Below are 23,840 nucleotides of genomic sequence, written 5' to 3'. Positions count from 1 at the left end.
GAATGCGCTTCCCTTTGGATCGGTCGATCTTACCGGAACGCATCAGGCGCTTGTTGCGTCAGGGCACCTATGAAGCGAAAGAAGCCATTGCCGCTCTGAAACTGATCAAAGCCGGTGATGTCGTTTTGGAATTGGGCGGCGGCATCGGCTTTATGTCAACGCTTGTTGGCACCAAAACACCTGCTGCCTCGGTGCACTCCTTTGAAGCGAACCCCAATCTGGTTCCTTATATTCAAGAGGTTCATGCCGCCAACGAGGTGACCAACGCCCATGTCACCCATGCGGTGCTAGGTGAGAAAGACGGCTCAACATCGTTCTATTTACGGCAGAACTTCCTTGCCTCCTCTCTAGATCCGGAACAAGGTGTCTCAGAGGGCTCTGAGGTTGAGGTTCCGACAAGAGACGTCAACGCAGTTATCGCTGAGTTGAAACCTTCGGTTCTTATTTGTGACATCGAGGGTGCCGAAGTAGATCTACTACCAAAGATGAACCTAACAGGCCTGCGGGCAGTAGTCATGGAAACCCATCCCCAATGGATTGGAAAATCCGGCATTCGCAAACTGTTCCACTGTCTGGATGACGCTGGCCTAGTATTCTACCCTAAATGGTCCCATGGCAAGGTCGCGGTTTTCCGCTCGGATTGGTGAAAATGCGTTTTCTGGCTATCCTGACCGTCCGCAACGAAGGCGCCTTTTTGTTGGAATGGCTTGCCCACCATCGCGCAGTCGGGTTTACGGATTTCCTCGTATTTTCAAACAACTGCCAGGATGGAACTGATTTGATCTTGGACCGGCTGGACGAGCTGGGGCAGCTCACCCATATTCGCAATGACGGTCCCTACGGCAAAGGCGGCGTCCAATTTACAGCGATGAAGCACGCCGACAAACACCCCCTCGTTCACGCGGCAGATTGGATCCTGGCGCTGGATATTGATGAGTTTGTCAACATCAAGACCGGGCAAGGCAAGTTGGATGATTTGTTGGCGGCACTGCCCGATGCCAAAGCGATCACCCTCACCTGGCGACTTTTTGGCAATGGAGACATCCTGCGATACGAAGACCGCCCGATGACAGAGGTCTTTCGGAAATGTGCGCCAGAGATCATCCATTGGCCCTGGCGCGCCTCGATGTTCAAAACTCTATATCGCAATGATGGCACCTATCAAAAGATTGGTGTCCACAGGCCGCGTAGCGCCAAGAACGAAGAGAAGCGCGATCACTTTCGCTGGTTCGATTGTATGGGCCGAGAACTGGGCGATGCTTTCAAAAAGAAACGGGTATTTTCCAACTATGGCCAGCCCAATTACGATCTTGCGCAGCTAAACCATTACCCCTTGGGCAGTATGGAAAGTTATGTCCTAAAGGCGGACCGGGGACGCGCGGTGCATTCTGATGACCTGTTGGGAACCGACTATTGGATTGAACGGAATTTCAACACTGATGAAGACCATTCGATAGATCGCTATGCAGAAGCGCGCGATCAGCATCTCTCGCAGTTTCGCGCAGACACCAAACTGACGAATTTGCATAGAGAGGCAGTGCAGTGGCGTCACGAGAGATTTCGTCAATTAATGCAAGAAGAGCCCTTCCGCGCCCTTTTCGCGCGCCTGTTGATGACGCCCCCTTCGCGATTGATCAATCCCGCCTCAGCCCAAACCCTGACTGGTTTCGCCAATCTCGCCCAGCAAAATGCCGCTAGATCTGCAGCCTCGGACTATGAGGGTAAAAACACATAGAGCGACTTCTTGGATCTGGGGCGCGGGCCCATTGGAAAACAGCCAGCAAAGAAACGCGAGTTTTTCCAAATTTGGCCGCATTCCCTCCTTAGGTCTTGATGCAACTGCGCGCAAATCAAGGCCAAGGCAAGGACACCAGCAATGACCGAAGGGTTAGACATCCTCGAGGAAGATCTTTCCGCTCTCAAACCAGCTGAATGGCAGCAACGCCTTGCAGAAATCTCTGAAGAACTCGGGCTGTTTCAACCCCTTGGGCCCAAGCATTTTGCGACCTTCATCGATCAAGGCAACACACTCCTGGTGAGCTTTGAAACTATTCAAGGTATTCGCAATCTCTCGGATAAGGCGCAGCCTCAGGGTTTTGAGATGGTGCGTACGGCGGGGTGGTCGCATCTCTGTCTCATTTCCAACGGAGATACCTGGTTCCGCGAGGCGCATCTCTATGGTTTCTTTGACCAATTGATCGATGACGGATTCTTTGATGAGTTCGACAATGTGATTTTCTATGGTGCGGGCCCCTGCGGCTATGCGGCTGCCTGTTTCTCGGTTGCGGCGCCGGGCGCCAGCGTCGCCCTAATCCAACCCCAGGCCACACTTGACCCGCGTATGACCGAATGGGACGATCGCTTCACAGAGCTCCGCCGCACCTCCTTTACTGATCGCTACGGCTATGCGCCGGACATGCTGGACGCGGCCAAAGATGCCTATGTTTTCTACGATCCCTATGAGCAGCTTGATGCGATGCATGCCGCATTGTTTCAACGCGAGAACGTCGACCGGATCAGGGTGCCCAACCTTGGGGCAACTGTTCAGACCCGTTTTTTGGAAATGGACATTCTGCAGCAGATCCTGTTTGCCATAGAAAAAGGAGAGTTGAGCACTCTGGAGTTTGCGCGCCTATATCGCGCACGCCGCGAGAACTCAGCCTATTTGCGTTCTGTGATGAACCGTCTGGACCTCTTGGAACGTCCTTTTCTGCAGCTTCTCCTGTGCCGCAATGTAACCTCTCGCATGCGCGCTCCGCGCTTTAGGCGCAGGCTCAACAACCTGCAAAAGCGCGCAGCAGACGGCGAGTTCGAACTCCCCTCCACTCTCTGAGCGATCTCACAGCCTCGCCCTTGGCCAATTCTGGCCGAGCAGAAATCCGAGAGCAGCTTCCCCTTTGCCGGGACCTATGCTAACGCCACTCGCATGACCCAGACGCTGACCCTTACCCGCCCCGACGACTGGCATCTGCACCTGCGCGATGGCGCCATGCTGCAGGCCGTTCTGCCTGAAACTGCCCGCGATTTTGGCCGCGCCATCATCATGCCCAATCTGGTGCCGCCAGTGGTCACTGGGGATCAGGCCGCGGCCTATCGGGAGCGTATTCTGGCCGCTCTCCCCGAGGACATGTCGTTTGAGCCTCTGATGACGCTCTATCTGACCGAAGACACGGATCCGGAAGATGTGGCAGCAGCCTATGCCAGTGGTTTGATCAAAGCGGTGAAACTATACCCAGCAGGCGCGACCACCAATTCAGCTTCGGGCGTTACCGATTTCGATAAGGTCCGCGCCGTGCTCGAAAAGATGGCTGAGATCGGACTGCCGCTCTGCACCCATGGTGAGGTCACCGACCACGACATCGACATTTTCGATCGCGAAGCGGTCTTTATTGATCGCGTACTGGATCCGATCCGTTGTGCCACACCAGATCTGCGCGTGGTGATGGAGCATATCACCACCTCCAACGCTGCAGACTATGTGCGCAGCCAAGACAAAAATCTCGGCGCCACAATCACCACCCATCACCTGATCATCAACCGCAACCATATCCTGGTTGGCGGTATCAAGCCGCACTACTACTGCCTGCCAGTGGCCAAGCGGGAAGAACACCGCCTGGCCCTGCGCTCCGCTGCAACCTCAGGTGATGTGCGGTTCTTCCTGGGCACCGACTCTGCACCTCACATTGATCCCGCAAAAGAAAGCGGATGTGGGTGCGCGGGCTGCTTCACCGCTACCAATACCATGCCGCTATTGGCGCATGTCTTTGAGGAAGAAGGAAAACTGGAAAACCTGGAGAAATTCGCCAGCCAGAATGGACCTTCGTTCTACCGATTGCCGGAAAACCCCGAGACAATCACACTTGTGAAATCAGAGGCCGCGGCTAAGTTCCCGAAAAAGATCCATAGCGACGACGGTCCCGTCACCGTCTTTGATCCAGGGTTCGACATTTATTGGGCTGTCGCCAACTGACGCCCAATTTTCTTGTCGCAAGAAAATTTTCCAGAAAATTTGAATATTTTCTGGTACGAAACAGACTAAGGATGCCATTCATGATCCCGACCTCTTATCCGTCCCGCGAGGAAATCGCTCGCCTTTCTGCCCGCATGCTCTTGGAAATCGGCGCGGTCAATTTCAACACGCGCGAGCCTTACACGCTCGCATCCGGCCTGCCGTCGCCCAGCTACATTGACTGCCGCAAACTGATCTCTTTCCCACGCATACGCACCACCTTGATGGATTTTCTCACCGTCACCGTGATGCGCAACGCAGGGTTCGAAGCCTTCGACAATATTGCAGGCGGTGAAACAGCGGGCATCCCTTTCGGCGCGCTGGTGGCAGAGCGCATGGCCCTGCCGATGACCTATGTGCGCAAAAAACCCAAAGGGTATGGCCGCAACGCACGTATTGAAGGTGTGATGACAGAAGACCAGCGCGTGCTTCTGGTGGAAGATATGACCACCGACGGTGGCTCCAAGCTCTCGTTCGTAGATGCGATCCGTGAAACCGGCGCCTCCTGCGGCCATACGGCGGTGATCTTTTACTATGATATCTTTCCCGAAACCACCAAACGCCTGGGCGACCACGGCGTAGAGCTGCACTATCTGTGCACCTGGTGGGATGTCCTTGCCGAAGCCAAAGCGCAAAAGAGTTTTGACGAGGAAACCCTGACCGAGGTCGAGATCTTCCTCAAAGATCCCCGTGCCTGGCAAGAGGCCAACAAAAAGATCTGAGACCGAATTTAGCGCTTATGGAATAGGCCGCCGGTTCCAACCAGGCGGCCTATTCTATGCCCACGGCCCAAGAATTCACCCCATGGAAAAAGAAATCCACAGCCAAGCACGACTTGCGCACAGGATTTCCAGATACCCAGCCCGGCCGATATGCGCTATCTATTCCTAAAGCGACGAGAGCAGAGATGAACGAGATCCCCCCATATGACGACGGAGCGCCCAGCGCGCCCCTGCCGGAAGAAATGCCGGATCACATCTCTGGTGAAATTCCTGAGGACATGGCCTCTCCGGCCCCGGATCAACTGCCCGCCACTCCGCAAGGCGCGGGCATGGCAGTTGCCAAGGCTGCGGACGAGCCCGTCGAGTTGCCCCATTCAGTCGAGGCTGAGCAGCAGCTTCTGGGCGCGATCCTGACAAATAACGATGTTTATGATCGGGTCGCCTCGATCATAAACTCCAGCCATTTCTACGATCCGGTCCACACAAGGATCTATGAAATCGCCGCCGCGCGGATTTCCAAGAATGCGCTTGCCTCACCCGTGACCCTCAAGGCCTTTATGGAAGATGACGAGGGCTTGAAGGAACTTGGCGGACCTGCCTATCTGGCAAAACTTGCCTCAGCCTCGATCTCGGCCTTTGCGGTTCGTGATTACGCTCAGATGATCTATGATCTGGCGATCCGACGTGAGCTGATCGCCCTCGGTCAAAGCATTGCGGATAAGGCGCGGCGCGTCGATGTGGCCTCGGAGCCGAAGGAACAGATCGTCGAGGCGGAACAATCGCTTTATCAGTTGGCCGAACAGGGCCAGACAGAAAGCGGTTTCAAGAGCTTCCTCAAAGCCGTCACCGAAGCGGTCAATGTCACCAATGAGGCTTATCAACGTGGCGGCGGCATGGCCGGGATCTCAACCGGGCTGGCCGATCTGGATAAGCAGCTTGGCGGCTTGCACCCCTCGGATCTTCTGATCTTGGCGGGGCGCCCCTCGATGGGTAAAACCTCACTGGCGACAAACGTGGCCTTCAACGTGGCCAAAGCCTATCGCCGTGGCACCAAGCCGGACGGGTCAGAAGGAGCTGTGGATGGCGGCGTGGTCGGCTTTTTCTCGCTCGAGATGAGCGCAGAACAGTTGGCGGGCAGGATCCTGGCGGAAGCTTCAGAGATTTCCAGCCACAAGATCCGCCAAGGTGATATGACCGAAAGCGAGTTCCGCCGCTTTGTCCAGGCCGCCAAAGATCTGGAAAGCTGCCCGCTCTTTATCGACGACACACCTGCCCTGCCCATCTCGCAGCTGGCGGCCCGTGCGCGGCGCCTGAAGCGCACCCATGGGCTGGACCTCTTGGTCATCGACTATCTGCAGCTCTGCCGTGGCATGTCCGACAACCGGGTCAATGAGATCGCCGAGATCTCCATGGGGATGAAAGCCATCGCCAAAGAGCTGAACATCCCGGTTGTCGCTCTCTCGCAGCTCTCGCGTCAGGTGGAAAGCCGCGACGATAAACGTCCGCAGCTCTCGGACCTCAGGGAGTCAGGTTCGATCGAACAGGATGCTGACGTGGTAATGTTCGTGTTCCGCGAGGAATACTACAAGGAACGTGAAAAGCCCGGCGACCACGAACTCGATAAAATGGAAGAGTGGAAAACCGCAATGGAACGCCTGCACGCCAAGGCCGAGGTAATTGTCGGCAAGCAGCGTCACGGCCCCATCGGCACGGTTGAGCTTTCATTTGAGGCGCAGTTTACCCGTTTTGGCAACCTCGCCAAGGAGTGGCAAAATGGTCCGCGCGAGGACGAGTATTGAGCCATGCTCAGAACACTCAGTCAACGCGACGCCATGTGAGTGAACCACTTGGGTTGATGGTCTAATCCATAATCTGGCGTGCTGTCTTTTTTATTGACAGAAGCTGCAACCCATACATTGATGCAGATATGTGTATCGCTGCTACATATTCTCAGATCCGTGTCGTCCTGGAGCGGCACTATGGCCATCGCCGGAAACGCTTTGCGGGTTAGCCAGGGGTGAATTTTCACCCCCAAGGCTCACCCTCATAGCAAAGGCTCTTCCCTTGACAGAATTCAACGAAATCCCAGTGATCGAGCTGGGAAGCCGCACCGATGCCGACCTAGCAGCGGACTTACGACGCGCCTATGGCCAAACCGGTTTTGGCTATATCAGCCAACATGGCATTCCGCAGGCTCTGACTGATGCAGTCTTTGATGCGGCGCGTCAGTTCCATGCGCTGCCTCTTGCGCAAAAAATGGCAATCAGCGTCAACAAGGCCCATCGCGGATATATTCCGATCAATACCTCGACCGATGTAAACTCCACCCTGGCCGATGTGACCAAGCCCAACCAATCCGCCAGCTTTATGATGATGCGTGAAGATGAGATCACCGACCCTGACATTTACCTAAGCGGCCCAAATCAATGGCCAGACCTACCCGGATTTCGTGAAACCCTGATGGCTTATAATGAGGCCTTGTCGCGTTTAGGTCGTCGGTTGATGCGTGTTGCACTGTTGGCAGCAGGGGTGGAGGACATGGATTTTCTTGACAGCTTTGACATGGCAACAACCTGGCTCCGCCTTCTGCATTACCCTCCACAACCCACAGCCAGCCCAGAAGATCTATACGGGTCCGCACCGCATAAGGACTTTGGCTGCCTGACGCTTCTTTCGCAGGGTGATATAGGCGGATTGCAAGTCCAAACACCTGCGGGAAACTGGGTAGATGCCCCCTATATCCCGGGCACTTTGGTTGTGAATGTCGGCGATATGTTGCACAGGCTCAGCAATGGCCGCCTGCTCTCGACACCGCATCGGGTGATAAACCGGTCAGGGAAGGAACGGTATTCCATCCCGTTTTTCTTTGATCCTCATGTAAATACCGAAATCGCCCCCCTTCCCGGAACTGGGAACGCCAAATTTGCGACAATCAGATTTGCCGATTTCCTGCGTAACGAGCTGGAAGCAGCCTATGATGTGCACCAGCAATCCCCCAGAGAAGAGAATTCCACTTGACCCCTGCAGCGCGCATGTCAAGAACGGGGCATGAGCACGGCTAAACTGACAATCAACCTAGATGCGCTGGTGGCAAACTGGCGAAATCTCAATGCAATGACCAACTGCGAGACTGCCGCGGTGGTCAAAGCGAACGGCTATGGACTGGATGCTGGGCGGGTGGCCAAGGCATTGGCCCAGGCAGGCGCACGCAACTTCTTTGTGGCTGCTGCTGAAGAAGGTGTGGCCCTGCGTCGCGCACTTGGGGCCGGCCCCGGCATTTCGGTCTTTTCGGGCCACATGGATGGGGATACCCGACTGCTAAAGGACTTTCAGCTGACACCGATGCTGAACTCCCTGGAGCAGATGTTGCGACACTTCGAAAGCCTGCCCGGACACGCTTTTGGTGTGCAGTTGGACAGCGGCATGAACCGACTGGGGATGGAGCCTGCGGAATGGGCCGCTGTCGGCGAAATCGCACTTGGGCAAAGCCCGGTTCTGCTGATGTCGCATCTGGCCTGTGCCGATGAGCCTGCCCATGAGATGAATGCCAAACAGTTGAAGACCTTCCGAGAGATGACGAGTGGTATCGAAGTGCCGCGCTCTCTTGCTGCCACAGGCGGTATTCTGCTGGGGCCCGAGTACCATTTTGACCTCTGTCGTCCCGGTATCGGCCTCTATGGCGGGCGCCCCTATTTGGACGCCCTGCCAGTTGCCTCCCTAGATCTGCCCGTAATCCAGGTGCGTGATCTCGAAGCGGGCGAAAGTGTTGGCTACGGCAATGCCTGGATCGCCAAGCGCCCTTCCCGCATCGCGACCGTGGCGGCAGGCTATGCGGATGGCTTGCAACGGGCGCTGATGAATACAGGCATCGATACCTTTGCAGGCGAAACCCCCTGCCCTATCGTGGGTCGGGTTTCGATGGATCTGATCACAGTGGATGTAACCGCCCTCAGCGACGTGCCCAGCCATCTGTCCCTGCTGAACGAGCGTCAGGGTGTGGACATCCTGGCAGATGCTGCGGGTACGATCGGCTATGAGTTCCTGACCTCCCTTGGTCATCGCTATGCACGGACGTATCTGGGATGACACCACTTGCTCTTCTGGCACGTTTGGGTCGCATGGCGCTTGGCGCTTTGGCCGCAATTGGCCGTGTCACACTTTTTGCGCTGAGCACCTTTACCCATATGTTCCGCCCGCCCTATTACCCGCGGGAGGTATTACTGTCGTTGCTACAGGTGGGCTGGCTGTCCCTCCCGGTTGTGGGATTGACCGCAGTCTTCACCGGTGGCGCCCTCGCCCTGCAGATCTATGCCGGAGGCGCCCGATTTAATGCCGAAGCCGTGGTGCCGCAGATCGTTGCCATCGGCATGGTTCGAGAGTTGGGGCCCGTCCTGGTCGGCTTAATGATCGCCGCACGGGTGACCTCTTCCATCGCAGCAGAGATCGCCACCATGAAAGTGACCGAGCAGATCGACGCATTGGTCACGCTTTCTACCAACCCAATGCAGTATCTTGTCGCTCCCCGCGTCCTTGCCGCTCTGGTCACCGTGCCGGTCCTGGTGGGTGTTGGTGACATCATCGGTATTGCAGGCGGCTATACCGTGGCTGTCTACAATCTCGATTTCAACTCCGCGGCCTACCTCAAGAACACCGTTGATTTCCTGGAGCCGCTCGATTTGATCTCCTCTCTGGTCAAGGGCGCCTTCTTTGGCACCATTGCCGCCACCATGGGCTGCTACTACGGTATGCAATCCGGACGCGGCGCACAGGGTGTTGGCCGCGCCACCAAATCCTCGGTTGAAGCAGCGGCAGTGCTGATCCTGGCCGCGAATTTCATTCTGACTGGGGTGTTCTTCTCACTATGACCCAAGACATTATGCCCGCTTCCATGATCAAGATGGACAACGTCCATAAGGCCTTCGGTGACAATCGCGTGCTGAACGGCATGAATCTGGAGATCGCCAAGGGCACCTCCATGGTCATTATCGGTGGCTCAGGCACCGGTAAATCCGTGGCCTTGAAGAGCATTCTGGGCCTGATCCAGCCAGATAGCGGTGAGATCTATGTCGATGGAAAGCCCTCTGGCTCTGGTGATCGCGACAAGTTCCTGGCCCGTTTTGGCATGTTGTTTCAAGGTGGAGCCCTCTTTGACTCGCTGCCAGTCTGGCAGAATGTCGCCTTTCGCCTGCTGCGCGGTCAGCTGAAGCGCCCGGTGGAGGAGGCCCGCGAAATCGCGATTGAGAAACTCCGCCGCGTAGGTCTGAAGCCAGATGTCGCCGACCGCCTGCCTGCCGAGCTTTCAGGTGGCATGCAAAAACGCGTGGGCCTTGCCCGCGCTATCGCTGCCGAGCCCGAGATTATCTTCTTTGATGAGCCCACAACCGGCCTCGACCCGATCATGTCTGGCGTGATCAACGATCTGATCCGCGAGATCGTGGTGGAGATGGGGGCGACCGCCATGACCATCACGCACGACATGACCTCGGTGCGCGCGATTGCCGATAATGTGGCGATGCTGCACGGCGGGGTGATCCAATGGACCGGCCCGGTGGCAGAGATGGACCAGTCAGGCGACCCCTTTCTGGATCAATTCATCCACGGCCGCGCAGAGGGGCCGATCGAGGCGGTTAGATAATTGATGGTCGATTGGCCAGAGACTTGGGTCTTGTTTGCGCGAATAGTGACCACACTGACAACTTCCTTAGCCTTGATCAGTCTTGGTCACTCCCTGCTGAAAACCCCGACGGGCAAAGTTTTTCCATACAAAGCCCTAGGCATTATCCTAATGGCTTTGCCTATCTCAATTTCAGTTCTCGCCGCTGTTTGTTTCCAAGTTATGTTGCAATATGTTCCCGCAAAGCCCCCGCCGCCTTGGCCTAACGTCGCTGAACTATATCTCTTCCCCTTGCTCGCGGTACAGCTTCTTATTCTTCCACCTCTCGTTTTTGGCCCTTTTCGTAGATTGTCATTCGTTACGAGTATCCATTGCTGGATCTGTGCCACAACCTTTGTTGTTTTATACTAGCTAAGCCAAAGGAAGCCCTCGACATTGCTGTTCAGAAATCTTCTGCTAAAGACAATTGGCTTTTCCCTCTACCAGTATTGGCGCCATCGCTCTACGTCTAAGGAAACAATTGAGCGGGCCTGCATGTCTCTTCGTATACTAACTCTCTCCCTGCTGATCCTTTACCCCGTGGCTTGGTTTGCGCCCTTGATGCGGGCCGGCCTGCTACCAATCTTCGGTCTCAGCGAAATCTCAGTCATCACCGGGTTGCAAAGTCTCTGGGGCAGCGATGCAACATTGGCGCTGATCGTGACTTTCTTTGCCATCTTCGCCCCCTACCTCAAAACCATCGGCTTGGCCCTGGTGCAGTGGGACCTCTTGGATAGCAAAGTGCAGCCGGTGCTGCATGTTTTGGGAAAGCTCGCAATGGCCGACGTCTTCCTGATCGCTCTCTACATTACCCTGGCTAAGGGGATTGGCCTCGCCACCATCGAAGTCGCCTGGGGGCTCTATATGTTCACCGCTTGCATTGTGACCTCTCTTATCCTTGGGATGCTGACAGAGCGCCGCCTGCGTTCAGAACCCGGCGCCTGAGGTATCGCGCGCCGCGCCAGCGGCGCTTGGCCCAACGGGAGGAGATCATCTTTGATGATCGCCCGACGGGCGGGAGGACTACGCTCCCACCAAACACCACTTGAACAAATGCGGAACATCGGGCAGAACCACTTCATGGCAAAGACATCTTATTCCTGTTCGGCCTGCGGGGCCGCATTCTCCAAATGGTCCGGCCGCTGCGAAGGCTGCGGTGAATGGAACACCATCACCGAGGACAAGGGCCTCTCCGCTGGCGGCCCAGCCAAGAAATCCCTTGGCGCCCGGCGCGGAAAGACGATCCCGCTCACCAACCTCTCCACCGAGGAAACACCACCGCCTCGCGCATGCTGCGGTGTGGCCGAACTCGACCGCGTCTTGGGCGGCGGACTGGTGCCTGCCTCTGCTATTTTGGTGGGCGGAGATCCGGGAATCGGCAAATCAACGCTTCTCCTGCAGGCCGCTGCGCGCTTTGCGCAATCCGGCCTCAAGACCATCTATGTCTCAGGCGAGGAGGCCTCGGCCCAGGTGCGGATGCGGGCACAGCGCTTAGGCTTGGCCCAGGCGCCGGTTCAATTGGCTGCTGAAACCAATCTGCGCGACATCCTCACAACGTTGGAAGCAGAAAAACCGCAGCTCGCCATTATAGACTCCATTCAAACCATGTGGGCCGACCATGTGGACAGCGCCCCCGGATCTGTCAGCCAGGTGCGGGCCGCAGCGCATGAGTTGACAACTTTTGCCAAGAGCCAGGGTATTTCCATCATCATGGTGGGCCATGTCACCAAAGAAGGTCAAATCGCCGGGCCGCGCGTGGTCGAGCATATGGTGGATACCGTGCTCTATTTCGAAGGCGAGCGCGGCCATCAATTCCGAATCCTGCGCGCAGTCAAAAATCGCTTTGGCGCTGCGGATGAGATCGGGGTTTTTGAGATGACCGGTTCTGGCCTTTCCGAAGTCACCAACCCCTCCGCCCTGTTCCTCTCTGATCGCGGGGAGCCCTCTCCCGGTTCCGTCGTCTTTGCCGGTATCGAGGGTACCCGGCCAGTGCTGGTCGAAATGCAGGCCCTGGTCGCGCCCTCCCCACACTCACAGCCCCGGCGCGCTGTGGTCGGCTGGGATTCGTCGCGGCTTGCGATGATTCTCGCAGTGCTGGAGGCGCGCTGCGGCATTCCTTTTGCCGGGCTTGATGTCTACTTGAATGTGGCCGGCGGCATGAAGATCTCTGAACCCGCGGCCGATTTAGCGGTTGCTGCTGCGCTGCTTTCCGCCCGCGAAGACACCGCCCTACCCGCAGATACAGCAGTTTTTGGCGAGATATCTCTCTCTGGAGCCCTTCGCCCGGCTCCGCAAACAGAAAACCGGTTGAAAGAGGCGCAAAAACTTGGTTTCACCTCCGCAATAGCTCCTAGCGGTGGCAAATCCGTTTCAGTCAAAGGTCTTGGCCTGCGTCAAGCATCAGACCTGACAGGATTTGTTGGCGAATTCTTTGGAGCCGGCTAGAGTTGCCAAAATTTTAATCGCGGGTTCAACGGGCGAGGGACATGGAAGGTTTCACCATTATTGACGGGGTTGTGGCCCTGGTCATCGTATTATCGGCTCTCTTGGCCTATTCACGCGGCTTTGTCCGCGAGGCCATGGCCATCGCAGGCTGGATCGCAGCCGGCGTTCTTGCCTTTATCTTTGCCCCTCAGGTCGAGCCACTCATGGCTGAGATCCCGGTTGTTGGCGAATTTATTGCCGACAGCTGCGAGCTGTCGATCATTGCAGCATTTGCCGCAGTCTTTGCGCTGGCTTTGATCGTAGTCTCCTTCTTTACCCCCTTGTTCTCATCCTTGGTGCAGCGTTCCGCACTGGGTGGGTTGGACCAGGGTGTCGGTTTCTTCTTTGGCGTTTTGCGTGGCATCCTTTTGGTTGCGATTGGCTTCTTCCTCTACAATGTCGTGATGACCGGACAGAGCTTTACAATCGTTGACGAGAGCCGCTCTTTGGTTGTCTTTGAGCGCATGATTGGCAAAATCGAAGACCGCAACCCAGAGCAGGCACTGGGCTGGGTTACCGAGCAATACGAAGCCTTGATCGGAAAATGCGGCAACTAATCCGCTCATCCTTTACCAAGATTAAAATCAAGGGCGCCACAATGGCGCCCTTTTTATATGGTTCTGCAAGGGCTTTCACAAATCTCTTGCATTCTTGGCAACCTTTGTTAACACGGCCCGTTAACGATTAAGTTTTTGTTAACCAACAAGAATCAGATCTCGCATCGCAAGAGCTTTGCAGCGAAAGCCAAGCGCGATTCTTAACGAATTCCGACCAGAGCCCTCGCAAGAGTTAACAATCCCCCCGAAAAATGAGGTTTTGTCGCCAAAAAATGGGGTCGGATCGAAATTGGCCGCAGGCTTGCCCCATTTTCGGCCCAATTCGGGTGCCACATAGGCTCAACACCGAACGACGGGCACCGATCTCAGAAGGGACGACAAGATGCTGCTGGATCATTTCAACTCATTCGCCGATTTTCAGCCAGTTGGCCTGCTGTTGGATTTCCCTATCCTGCCGTCTGAACCTGTCGTCGAAATCCCACAGCGCAAACGCACCGGCGGTTTTCTTCCCGAAACTATCGTTGAAACAGAGCGCGGCTTTGTTCAGGCCCGCGATGTAAAGCCCGGCGATATGGTTTATACGTTTGATGGCGGCGCCCAGGAAGTGAAGGCTGTTCGTCACGCCGTCCCGCGCATGACCACTATGGTGCATGTTCCCGCCCTTGCACTGGGGAATGAAACCGATCTCTGCCTGCCTGCGGATCAGATCGTCGCGCTGGAGATCGCCGCAATTGAGCGCCTCTTTGGCCTGCCCCTCGCGATGGTGAAACTGATTTCTCTTGTGGGCTACAAGGGCATTAAGGCCATCGCACCCGAGCGTATGGGCCGCATTCACATCGAATGTGAAGAAGAGGAACTGATCTGGGCCGAAGGCGGAATGCTCATGCAATCGGGTGAAAACGAAGATGGCAGCGCCTTCAAAGAGCTCTCCGTCGCCGAAACCCGACAGGTTCTGGCCAGCGAAGAGGGCCGCGCCCTCGCCGCGACGGGTATTGAAGGTGAAGATGCTCGTTTGCCCAACCTGCTTCAGGACCTTCTGGACAGTGCAAAGGCCGCCTAAATCTCAAAGCCATTTCCGAAATTCCGGCAAGCGATGCGCTTAAAACCGCATCGCTTTATTGTTTTTGCCTTTTCAACCTAATCCGGCACCTGCACTGCCCAGATCACACAACTCTTGCGAGGAAAAGCCAGGGCGCAACGCATCTCTCGCAGGTAGGTTTTCCGACACCAGGCGAAGAGATGAAAAATGACGCACTAAAAACCAAGCTTTCTTCTGTATTCTAGGCGTCATCCGGGCTAGGAAGCGCCAGCAGTGTCTTTGTCGCGAACAGCACTGCCGCATCCGACTGCAACGCCACAGTGAAATTGGAGCCATTCAATGTGCGGGATTTTGGGGATCGCAAGCCGACAAGATGAGGTCTTTGCGGAACTATATGATGGGTTGCTGATGTTGCAGCACCGCGGACAGGATGCCTCTGGCATTGTGACCTATACCGGAGAGTTCTTCCGGGAGCGCAAAGCCAATGGTCTGGTCAAAGACGTTTTTGGTGCCAGCGATGCGGACACTCTACGGGGTAAGGTTGGTATCGGCCATGTACGCTACCCGACTGCGGGTTCGCTCTCTGCCTCGGAAGCACAGCCATTCTTTGTGAATGCACCCTACGGTATCTACCTGGTACATAACGGAAATATCACCAATACCGCGGAACAACGCGAGAAGGTGACCGCCAAATACAGCCGACATCTGCGGACCACCTCCGATTCAGAAATCCTGCTGAACGTCCTGGCGGACAAGATCTCTGACAGCATTAAGGTAAACGGAAATCTGGATCCGGTTCGCAATCTCTTTGCTGGCGTAAAGATGACCATGGAGCGGGTTCAGGGCGCCTATTCGGTAATCTGCCTGATTGCCGGTGTGGGCATGCTGGCCTTCCGCGATCCGCACGGCATCCGCCCCCTTTCGGTGGCCAAGCGCACCGTTGAAGGTGAAGGCGATGATTATGCCTTTGCTTCCGAGGATGTCGCCTTTGGAATCAACGGTTTTGAAAAGCTGCGCGATGTAGCCCCGGGTGAGGCGATCCTCATCGACTTGGAAGGGCAAATGCACAGCTTTCAGGCGGTCGAGGGTAAACTCACCCCTTGTGTCTTTGAATATGTCTACCTGGCGCGGCCAGATTCGATGCTGGATGGCATTTCTGTCTACAAGACGCAGCTGCGTATGGGCCAGACACTTGCCACCCAGATCAAAGAAGCCGAGCTGGATATCGATTGCATTATTCCTGTGCCCGATTCTGCTCGCCCAGTAGCGCTGGAAGTCGCAAAATCCATGGGCATCCGCTACCGCGAAGGCCTGGTAAAGAATCGCTACATCGGTCGTACCTTCATTATGCCGGGCCAGGCGGAACGGCAGAAATCGGTGCGCCGCAAGCTCAATGCCATCCCGCTGGAGATGAAGGGGCTGAACATCATGTTGGTGGATGATTCCATCGTGCGTGGGAACACCATCCAGAAGATTGTTCAGATGTGTCGTGATGCTGGTGCCAAGAAGGTCTACATCGCCTCTGCCTCGCCAGCGGTGAAATTCCCCAATGTCTACGGCATCGACATGCCCACCCGGCACGAGCTGATCGCCAATGACCGCAGCACGGAAGAGATACGCGAAGAACTGGGGGCAGATGCCCTGATTTATCAACGCCTTGAAGATCTGGTATGGGCCGCCAAAGAAGGCAATAAGGACATCGAAGCCTTTGATTGCTCCTGCTTTGACGGCAATTACGTGACTGGCAGCGTGACGGAAGAATACCTGCAGTCATTGGAAAGCAGCGGGCGTGTCAGCAAGAAAATCAAGGATATGCCAGCACCAGGCGAATCCTGGAACAGCATGAAAATTGCGAACTAGGCAGTACTTTTGCTAAGGCTCCAAGTCGGCTAGAGCATCTCCTGTTAACAGGGTTTGATCTTGGCGACGAAGCACAGTAAGAGAGCGGCCATCGCTTTGGGGAGGCGCTGATCACTGGATCGGCGCCTCCCCTTGTTTCAGTTGCCCGCCCCGGCACTTTTCGGGGCAACCAGAAAGGTCCCTGCCGTGGACGCTCATCTCGCCCGTATGCTGACATCTGCGCGTCAGTGCCGCTGCTGCGGTGCCACTTTTGCGCAGTTGCTATCCCTCGGCTGCGACCGTCCGGACCTTTGCCCCGAGGATCTGGTTGTACAGGACAACTCTGCCATCTTGGCTCAGTCCGGAGATGTGCTGACCGATGATTTCTGCCGCCTCGGAGACCTGAGGTTCATTCGCGCAATCCTGGCCCTCCCCATCGCAAACAGCGGTGGTGAGGAGTTCACATTTGGCACCTGGGCGAACATCGGTGCGGATGATTTCGAAACCTATATCGACCTTCTGGACTTGCAGGATACCGAAAGCATGGGCAGTCGCCCTGCTTGGCTTGCCAATGCGATCCCACCAGATACCGCCAGCCCTGTGGCCTGCATGTTGCACATGCGCCCAGAAGGCCAATACCCAGATCTGCAAATTTCAGAACCCAATCACCCACTGGCTACATTGCAAACCGCTGGTGCTCAGCTGGAGGAATTGCTGGAGTTGCTCTTCGCATACGGGCACGATCTGGCCTCATTGGTCTATGATTCCTGACTGCACCCGCTCTTTGGGTTTCAAGGGCCAAGCCTAGAACCCCGAGCACGAGTTGAAAACTTGGCAACTCCCTGCTGGTCACTGCGGATCGGCGCGACCTTCCGCCGAAAACAAAGCCGCCTCTCTCACACTTCCCTCATTTCCCTCTGTTCCAGACTGGCAAGGCATCCCTTGCCGCATTAGGTAGCCGTCGCACCCAAATGAAGGGATAGCTCTCGTCGTGAAATCTGCGACGGGTCGAAACAGACACAACACTCAATCCGGCGCAATCGCCGGGAGGAACTCCCAAGCTCCATGGCCAATTCTCTCTCTACCGCAGCAACCCCTGACAATGTTGCGGGAACCGCCACCAAACGCGGCGTTCTCAATTCATCCGATCTCAATCTACTGGGTCTTTTTGGCACCTCCGGCGACATGCAAGCGCTAGTCCGGATGCCGGGAGGCCGTGTGAAGACCGTAAAACCCGGCAATCGTCTAGCCCGCAGCAGAATTCTGAGCATCGATGCCGACGGGGTGGTTTTGCAAAAAGGCAGCACCACGACGCGTATCAAGATGCCCGAGGGATAATCACCTAGATTGAAGGACACGACCTGCGATAAAGCCCCCGTCGAGGCCCATAAACTTCGCCCGCGCTGACACCTCAAGCCTATGGAGGCTTGACCCGCCCGACCTGTCGGACCACAAGGCACCCATGACACAGAAACTTGCTCTTATCACCGGTGCTTCTCGCGGATTGGGCGCAGCCCTGGCGGAGGCCCTAGCCCCGACCCACCATATTATCGCTGTTGCCCGTACAACCGGCGGGCTGGAAGAGCTGGATGACCGGATCAAGGCCCTGGGCGGCAGCGCCACCCTGGCCCCAATGGACATCACGATCCCCGAAGCCATGGCAACCCTTTGCCGTGGCATTCATGACCGCTGGGGAAAGCTGGATCTTTGGCTGCATAGCGCTATTCACGCGACCGCACTCTGCCCCGCCCCATCGGTTGCGCCCAAGGACTGGGATAAGGCTTTTGCCATCAATGCGACGGCAACTTCGGTGCTGATCCCCTATCTGGCTCCCCTTTTGGGTCAGAACGGTAAAGCGGTCTTCTTCGACGACGCCCGCGCTGGCGAGAAGTTTTACGGCACCTATGGGGCCACCAAGGCCGCACAAATGGCCCTGGCCCGCAGCTGGCAGGCTGAGACCCTGAACACCGGCCCGGTGGTTGAGATCGTCGAACCTGCTCCGATGCCAACAGCGCTTCGGGCACGTTTCTTTCCAGGGGAAGATCGCACTGTTCTGGCCAACATCCGCGATGAGGCACAAAGGCTGCTGCCCCAAATTCTAGGCTGACTGCCCTGCAGGCACCTAGGTTAGCAGCTGGGTAGTCTTGCAAACCCAGCGACTACATCGCATCTACTGCCCTTTTCCAAGGGCAGTCAGAAATCCGCCCCCGGCGAACCTGTGACTCTTTTCCCGTTTTTCAACGGTCTTCTGCCCCTAAGCCTGCGAAATGCTTGCCCAGTTCCGCGCCAACGCCTATTCAGATCAAAACAGATCCAAGGGGCCAGCATGCGCATATTGATCACAAATGACGACGGCATTTCCGCTCCTGGTCTCTGCGTGATAGAGCGGATCGCCGAAGAACTGGCCGGTCCCGAGGGAGAAGTCTGGTGTGTTGCCCCAGCTTTTGAACAATCCGGTGTTGGTCATTGCATCAGCTATACTCGCCCCTCAATGCTCAGCCAGCTGGAAGAGCGTCGTTTTGCGGCTGAAGGCTCCCCTGCTGATTGCGTTTTGGCCGGCATCCATGTCGCCATGACCGGAGAGAAACCGGATCTTGTCCTCTCTGGGGTCAATCGTGGCAACAATTCCGCCGAAAACGCCCTCTACTCCGGCACTTTGGGTGGAGCTATGGAAGCGGCACTTCAGGGCATTCCGGCGATGGCATTGTCGCAGTATTTTGGCCCGCATAACCGCGAGTTGCCCGATCCGTTTGAAGCATCTGCCGCGCATGCCGTTGGTTTGATCCGGAAAATTCTGGCCGCCGCCCCCGAAGAAGACGAAGACTACCGCCTGTTCTACAATATCAACTTCCCCCCAGTACCTGCGGATGCAGTCAAGGGAACGCGTGTTGTACGGCAAGGGTTTCGACGCGGTAGCCATTTTTCTGCAGAAGAGCAGACCTCGCCAACCGGACGTCGTTATCTTTGGATCAAAGGTGGCGATCAGCACGTGCACACGGCACCCGATACCGATGCCAGCGCAAACCTGGAGGGCTACATATCCGTGACTCCGATGCGCGCGGATCTTACCGCCGATGAGACACTGGAAGCCTTCAAGAGGATCGAATGAACGGCCCCGATCCAGAAACACAGATGCAATTCCTTTTTGCCCTACGCTCTCGCGGGGTGACGGAGAACCGTGTCCTTGAAGCAATGGAAGCCATAGATCGTGGCCCCTTTGTGCGCGGGATCTTCGCGGAGCGCGCCTATGAAGACACGCCGCTACCCATTGCCTGCGGACAGACCATCTCGCAACCCTCTGTTGTCGGACTGATGACACAGGCACTGCAGGTCAGCCCACGCGATACGGTACTAGAGGTTGGCACTGGATCCGGATACCAAGCCGCGATCCTTTCCAAGCTTGCTCGGCGCGTCTACACCATTGATCGCCATACGCGGCTGGTGCGCGAAGCCCGGCAAGTTTTCGAAGCGCTTCAACTGCCCAATATCACCTCTCTTGTTGGCGACGGGAGTTTTGGCCTGCCGGATCAGGCTCCTTTCGACCGGATCATTGTGACGGCTGCTGCTGAAGACCCCCCCGGCCCCCTGCTAAGCCAGCTTAAGCCCGGTGGCATCATGGTGGTGCCTGTTGGTCAGTCCGATACGGTACAAACCCTAATCCGGGTTCGCAAAACAGATGACGGGCTCGACTATGACGAGCTGCGACCCGTGCGGTTTGTTCCCCTGCTAGAGGGCTTGGGGAAAGACGGCTGAGCCACCGGCAAAGCCCCGCCTATTGTTTCGGGTTTGGCGACAAACCCCATTGACCGCTACAGCAGAGCAGGCACAAGAGAAGATAAGCCTGCTAGAGGCAGATTTGAGGAGTTGAAAATGACGGCGATCCCCCGCCTCTCCATCGCCCCCTTGCGGATGACCCTGGGTGTGGTTTCAATGCTGGCCCTTCTGGCTGGCTGCGAAGGGCCCCTTGATTATGATCTGCGTGGGCAGTTTGGTGGGTTCAACACCACTGCAGCCGCTCAGGGTGCGACAAAGACCCCGCCTCGCCCTGATGCGCGTGGTCTGATCACCTATCCCTCCTACCAGGTCGCGGTCGCAGAACGGGGAGACACTCTCGCAAGCCTTTCCACCCGTATTGGCCTGCCCGCAGCAGAGGTTGCACGTTTCAACGGGATGGAGCCTGGTGACAGCCTACGCAAAGGCGAAGTCATCGCCCTGCCCCGTCGTGCCCCTGACAGCGCGGTCGCATCATCATCAGGCACGACAAACCCCGGCTCGATCGATATCGCGTCACTGGCGGGCAGTGCAATCGAGAACGCTCCCGCCACTTCCCCCAACCCTGGCTCAGTCACCACAACCGAAATCCAGCCGACTCCGCAGGCCAAACCGGTTGTCGTCCAGACCGGTCCAGAACCCGTCCGCCATAAGGTTGAGCGCGGAGAAACCGCTTATACGATTTCCCGCCTTTACCAGGTCCCGGTCAGATCTCTGGCGGAATGGAACGGGTTAGGCAGTGATTTCTCCATCCGCGAGGGACAATATCTGATGATCCCTCTCAAGGATCAAAAAGTGGCGCCCAGCCTTCCACGAGACAGCGGTGATGTTACCGCACCAGGCCAGGGCAGCAGTATTCCAACGCCACCAAGCGCCAGCAAACCTCTGCCAGAGGAAAACTTGGCCCCGGCATCTGTCGCAGTAAAGGACCTACCCAGCGTCTCGGTGCCAGAGCCCTCTCGTAAGGCTGAGGCGCCTATGTCTTATCCTGTGCAGGGCAAAATCGTAAAAACCTATTCCAAGGGCCGCAATGATGGTATCGACATCTCCGCAGCATCCGGCGCGGCGGTCAAAGCGGCTGAGACCGGCACGGTAGCCGCAATCACCAAGGACTCACAGAACACGCCGATCATCGTGATCCGTCATGATCCGCAATTGCTGACGATTTATTCAGGTGTGGATGAAATCAATGTCTCCAAAGGTCAGAAAGTCAGACGTGGAGAAACGATTGCAGCCCTACCCGCCAGCAACAAACCAGTCCTGCATTTTGAAGTGCGCAATGGCTATGACAGCCTGGACCCGCTGGACTATCTAAACTGATCCACAAAAGAAAAGAGCAGCTCTTCAGGCTGCTCTTTTTTGATTTTGACGACTCAAATCTTGTAGTCTAACTTACTTCGTGCTCAGGGCTACGCCGTTGCGGCCCGCCAGATCCGTAAAGAACTGCCAAGCGACCCTGCCTGAGCGCGACCCACGGGTTGCTTGCCATTCAATCGCTTCCGCTCGCAGCCGTTCTGCCGCCACCTTGACGCCATAGGCTGTGCAATAGCCTTCGATCATGGCCAGATATTCATCTTGGTCGCAGGGGTGGAAACCGAGCCAGAGACCAAACCGATCCGATAGCGAGACTTTCTCCTCCACTGCCTCTGAGGGGTTGATGGCGCTGGAGCGTTCGTTCTCGATCATGTCGCGCGGCATCAGATGGCGACGGTTGGATGTCGCATAAAAGACCACATTCTCTGGACGTCCCTCAATGCCGCCATCCAAAACCGCTTTCAGGCTTTTGTAGTGCTGGTCATCATGACTGAACGATAGGTCATCGCAGAACAGGATGAAGCGGTGTTCAGACCCGCGCAGGTGATTGAGCAGTCGCGCAACCGAAGGCAGGTCCTCACGTTGCAACTCCACCAGTTTGAGATGCGAATACTCTTCCATCAGGGCGCCATGAATAGCCTTGACCAGGCTGGACTTGCCCATCCCACGCGCGCCCCACAGCAAGGCGTTGTTCGCCGCATAGCCTTGGGCAAATCGGCGCGTATTCTCAAGCAGCGTATCCCGCGAACGGTCAATCCCCAGCAAGAGATCCAGATCCACCCTGTTCACACTCTTGACTGCTTCCAACCGTTCGGGTCCCACATGCCAGACAAAGGCAGCCGCTGCGTCGAAATCAGGTACCTCCAGAGGGGCGGGTGACATCCGCTCTAGCGCCTCGGCAATACGGGTCAATGCAATCTCGTCCATGGGCCACCTCCCTTTGTCATTTACAGGGTTTCAAGCATGTTCCGGCAAAGGCGGCAAGAGGTAGCATGCCCCGCGGTATACTCTGCACCTCTGCCCCTTCTGCAGCGTCAAATTAACATCAAGTGCCAATGACGCGGGAATCCTTGCTATAGTTGTCTTGCCAGACAGAAGGAGAAGACGATGCTTTACCCTCTTGCCGCGCTCGAAGCGGAGAAACTCAGCGCAATTCAGGATCTTGAGAAATCCATTGGCGGCCCGGTCGTGGCGCTGGCCGAGGTTGAGGCCCGCACGGCGGATCTGCCCCAGGAGCAGTTGCAAAGACTCAAGGATCTGGAGGAAGAGCTGGGCATCGTTCTGGTCGCCGTGCGGCCGAACTGACGCCAAAGGCTTTCCGGCTAGGCAGCACGCGCTTAGGCCCGGTGGATCAAGAAGAAGAACTCACTTTCTCTAAAGTGCGGTACATACAGACTGCGTGGATAGGTCCGAAAGCACCTCTGACCAGGTCCGGCCCTGCTGCGCCCACGCAGCAAATGACTGTGGCTTCAAGGCTGTGAGAGAGGAACGTCTCCTCTAATTCCGGGCACTGGTTCTCCGTTAATTTGGCAGTTCGAGAAACATCTCTCCTCACTAGGGAGCCAATTCAGCTGTTTTAAACTGCGTCCACTCTTCGCCGTCGTTTCCTGTTGGGCTAAGCTTTGGGTTGAAGGACATTTGAGAAGGAAAACCATTCATGGCCCGCCGCAATCGAGGGACCAAACTGCCCTCTCCTTTTTTGCAAAACCTGTCCATCCTTCCCGAACGGTTCGCTGAGAAATCGGGATATCCCTTTGATCTGCCCTGGCTGGATGAGGGCCGCTTCGAGCTGCGCTTCACAACCCCGGTGACCGTAATTGTTGGAGAAAACGGAACGGGAAAATCCACTTTGATCGAGGCTATCGCGGCCCTGAGCGGCTATGACGAAGCTGGCGGCGGTAAAGGATACCGGCCGGTGGATCATTCCAACGCCATCGACAAGAGTGGCGCTGAGCTTGCAGAGGTCCTAAGAGGCGGCTGGCTGCCCAAAGTCACCAATGGCTGGTTCTTCCGGGCAGAGTCCTTCTTCTCCGTCGCCCGCTACCTTGACGAGGCCGCAAGAGAAGGTGGCGGCCCAGCACCGGATTTCCTATCCTGGAGCCATGGCGAAGGATTTGTTCGTTTTTTCGAAGAACGCATGTCACGCCAGGGCATCTACTTTATGGATGAACCTGAGAGCGCTCTTTCGCCAAAGCGGCAACTTGAGCTGCTCCGGATTTTGAATCACATTCAGGAAACAGAAGTTTCTCAGGTCATTATGGCGACACATTCGCCAATTCTGATGGCTTTGCCACAGGCTCGCGTGCTGGAAGTCACCCGCCATGGCCTTTCGGAGATCAACTACCGGGACACCCAGCACTTCAAAATGTATCAATCCTTTACTGCTGACCCCGAAGATTTCATTTCTGAGGCTCTGCAGGAGGAAGGCGGCGTCCAATTCTGAAGCGCCTTC

General features: G+C 56.4%; 24 protein-coding genes. 23 read left to right on the top strand and 1 reads right to left on the bottom strand.

The features are described 5' to 3' along the window. The first annotated feature begins 2 nt into the window (after positions 1-2). From RSK20926_RS17290 to RSK20926_RS17190, 21 genes are all read left to right on the top strand, one after another. Complete coding sequence (locus tag RSK20926_RS17290; protein ID WP_008208692.1) at positions 3-647, top strand: FkbM family methyltransferase; 645 nt, start codon at positions 3-5, stop codon at positions 645-647. A gap of 2 nt (positions 648-649) precedes the next feature. Then, positions 650-1,735 carry a glycosyltransferase family 2 protein gene (locus tag RSK20926_RS17285; RefSeq protein WP_008208691.1) on the top strand — a complete coding sequence of 362 codons (1,086 nt, stop codon included), beginning with the start codon at positions 650-652 and terminating at the stop codon, positions 1,733-1,735. A gap of 141 nt (positions 1,736-1,876) precedes the next feature. Next, on the top strand, positions 1,877-2,833 hold the full coding sequence (locus RSK20926_RS17280; RefSeq protein WP_008208689.1) for a hypothetical protein: 957 nt from the start codon (positions 1,877-1,879) through the stop codon (positions 2,831-2,833). A gap of 93 nt (positions 2,834-2,926) precedes the next feature. Beyond that, positions 2,927-3,970 carry a dihydroorotase gene (pyrC, locus tag RSK20926_RS17275; RefSeq protein WP_008208688.1) on the top strand — a complete coding sequence of 348 codons (1,044 nt, stop codon included), beginning with the start codon at positions 2,927-2,929 and terminating at the stop codon, positions 3,968-3,970. An 80-nt stretch (positions 3,971-4,050) separates the two neighbouring features. Beyond that, complete coding sequence (locus RSK20926_RS17270) at positions 4,051-4,731, top strand: orotate phosphoribosyltransferase (protein WP_037255610.1); 681 nt, start codon at positions 4,051-4,053, stop codon at positions 4,729-4,731. A 242-nt stretch (positions 4,732-4,973) separates the two neighbouring features. Then, positions 4,974-6,530 (top strand): replicative DNA helicase, encoded by a 1,557-nt coding sequence (locus RSK20926_RS17265; RefSeq protein ID WP_442852524.1) that lies wholly within the window; start codon positions 4,974-4,976, stop codon positions 6,528-6,530. A 265-nt stretch (positions 6,531-6,795) separates the two neighbouring features. Continuing rightward, the gene (locus RSK20926_RS17260; protein WP_008208685.1) at positions 6,796-7,749 is read left to right on the top strand and encodes an isopenicillin N synthase family dioxygenase; all 954 of its coding nucleotides are present in this window, start codon (positions 6,796-6,798) and stop codon (positions 7,747-7,749) included. Positions 7,750-7,779: 30 nt separating this feature from the next. Beyond that, entirely contained in the window at positions 7,780-8,817 is a 1,038-nt protein-coding gene (gene alr, locus RSK20926_RS17255; RefSeq protein ID WP_008208684.1) for an alanine racemase, read from the top strand. Continuing rightward, on the top strand, positions 8,814-9,596 hold the full coding sequence (locus RSK20926_RS17250) for an MlaE family ABC transporter permease (RefSeq protein WP_008208683.1): 783 nt from the start codon (positions 8,814-8,816) through the stop codon (positions 9,594-9,596). Before alr ends, RSK20926_RS17250 begins: the two co-directional genes overlap by 4 nt. Positions 9,597-9,619: 23 nt before the next feature. Next, positions 9,620-10,366, top strand: coding sequence for an ABC transporter ATP-binding protein (locus RSK20926_RS17245; RefSeq protein ID WP_037255607.1), 747 nt, complete (start codon positions 9,620-9,622; stop codon positions 10,364-10,366). A 513-nt stretch (positions 10,367-10,879) separates the two neighbouring features. Further along, a complete protein-coding gene (locus tag RSK20926_RS17240; RefSeq protein ID WP_008208679.1) occupies positions 10,880-11,329 on the top strand; it encodes a paraquat-inducible protein A in 450 nt (149 codons plus the stop codon). Between the two features lie 135 nt (positions 11,330-11,464). After that, complete coding sequence (radA, locus tag RSK20926_RS17235; protein ID WP_037255564.1) at positions 11,465-12,829, top strand: DNA repair protein RadA; 1,365 nt, start codon at positions 11,465-11,467, stop codon at positions 12,827-12,829. A 41-nt stretch (positions 12,830-12,870) separates the two neighbouring features. Next, entirely contained in the window at positions 12,871-13,425 is a 555-nt protein-coding gene (locus RSK20926_RS17230) for a CvpA family protein (protein WP_008208676.1), read from the top strand. Between the two features lie 382 nt (positions 13,426-13,807). Then, entirely contained in the window at positions 13,808-14,485 is a 678-nt protein-coding gene (locus RSK20926_RS17225; RefSeq protein WP_008208675.1) for a Hint domain-containing protein, read from the top strand. Between the two features lie 318 nt (positions 14,486-14,803). Then, positions 14,804-16,324, top strand: a complete 1,521-nt coding sequence (purF, locus tag RSK20926_RS17220) for an amidophosphoribosyltransferase (protein WP_008208674.1) — start codon at positions 14,804-14,806, stop codon at positions 16,322-16,324. Between the two features lie 207 nt (positions 16,325-16,531). Continuing rightward, positions 16,532-17,074, top strand: coding sequence for a DUF2199 domain-containing protein (locus RSK20926_RS17215; RefSeq protein WP_008208673.1), 543 nt, complete (start codon positions 16,532-16,534; stop codon positions 17,072-17,074). Between the two features lie 225 nt (positions 17,075-17,299). Next, positions 17,300-17,641, top strand: a complete 342-nt coding sequence (gene pilP / locus RSK20926_RS17210) for a type IV pilus biogenesis protein PilP (RefSeq protein ID WP_269724430.1) — start codon at positions 17,300-17,302, stop codon at positions 17,639-17,641. 124 nt (positions 17,642-17,765) lie between these two features. Continuing rightward, positions 17,766-18,410, top strand: coding sequence for an SDR family NAD(P)-dependent oxidoreductase (locus RSK20926_RS17205; RefSeq protein WP_008208671.1), 645 nt, complete (start codon positions 17,766-17,768; stop codon positions 18,408-18,410). Positions 18,411-18,629: 219 nt separating this feature from the next. Further along, positions 18,630-19,412 (top strand): 5'/3'-nucleotidase SurE, encoded by a 783-nt coding sequence (surE, locus tag RSK20926_RS17200; protein WP_037255562.1) that lies wholly within the window; start codon positions 18,630-18,632, stop codon positions 19,410-19,412. Then, positions 19,409-20,056: a protein-L-isoaspartate(D-aspartate) O-methyltransferase gene (locus RSK20926_RS17195; RefSeq protein WP_008208665.1), complete on the top strand. Its 648-nt coding sequence runs from the start codon at positions 19,409-19,411 to the stop codon at positions 20,054-20,056. The genes surE and RSK20926_RS17195 overlap by 4 nt, the downstream gene beginning before the upstream one ends. 117 nt (positions 20,057-20,173) lie before the next feature. Beyond that, the gene (locus tag RSK20926_RS17190) at positions 20,174-21,394 is read left to right on the top strand and encodes a M23 family metallopeptidase (protein ID WP_008208663.1); all 1,221 of its coding nucleotides are present in this window, start codon (positions 20,174-20,176) and stop codon (positions 21,392-21,394) included. A 72-nt stretch (positions 21,395-21,466) separates the two neighbouring features. On the opposite strand, the gene RSK20926_RS17185 is transcribed toward RSK20926_RS17190, so the two are convergent. After that, positions 21,467-22,315, bottom strand: coding sequence for an ATP-binding protein (locus RSK20926_RS17185; RefSeq protein ID WP_008208661.1), 849 nt, complete (start codon positions 22,313-22,315; stop codon positions 21,467-21,469). 180 nt (positions 22,316-22,495) lie between these two features. Between RSK20926_RS17185 and RSK20926_RS17180 the strand changes: the two genes are divergently transcribed. Together RSK20926_RS17180 and RSK20926_RS17175 are read left to right on the top strand one after the other, a co-directional pair. Then, positions 22,496-22,693, top strand: coding sequence for a lipocalin/fatty-acid binding family protein (locus RSK20926_RS17180; RefSeq protein WP_008208660.1), 198 nt, complete (start codon positions 22,496-22,498; stop codon positions 22,691-22,693). 352 nt (positions 22,694-23,045) lie between these two features. Continuing rightward, positions 23,046-23,831 carry an AAA family ATPase gene (locus RSK20926_RS17175; RefSeq protein ID WP_008208658.1) on the top strand — a complete coding sequence of 262 codons (786 nt, stop codon included), beginning with the start codon at positions 23,046-23,048 and terminating at the stop codon, positions 23,829-23,831. Positions 23,832-23,840 lie beyond the last annotated feature (9 nt).

It is taken from the genome of Roseobacter sp. SK209-2-6, from assembly GCF_000169455.1.
In the GTDB taxonomy this organism is placed as follows: domain Bacteria; phylum Pseudomonadota; class Alphaproteobacteria; order Rhodobacterales; family Rhodobacteraceae; genus Pseudophaeobacter.
This window is presented reverse-complemented; position numbering and strand designations above follow the sequence as displayed.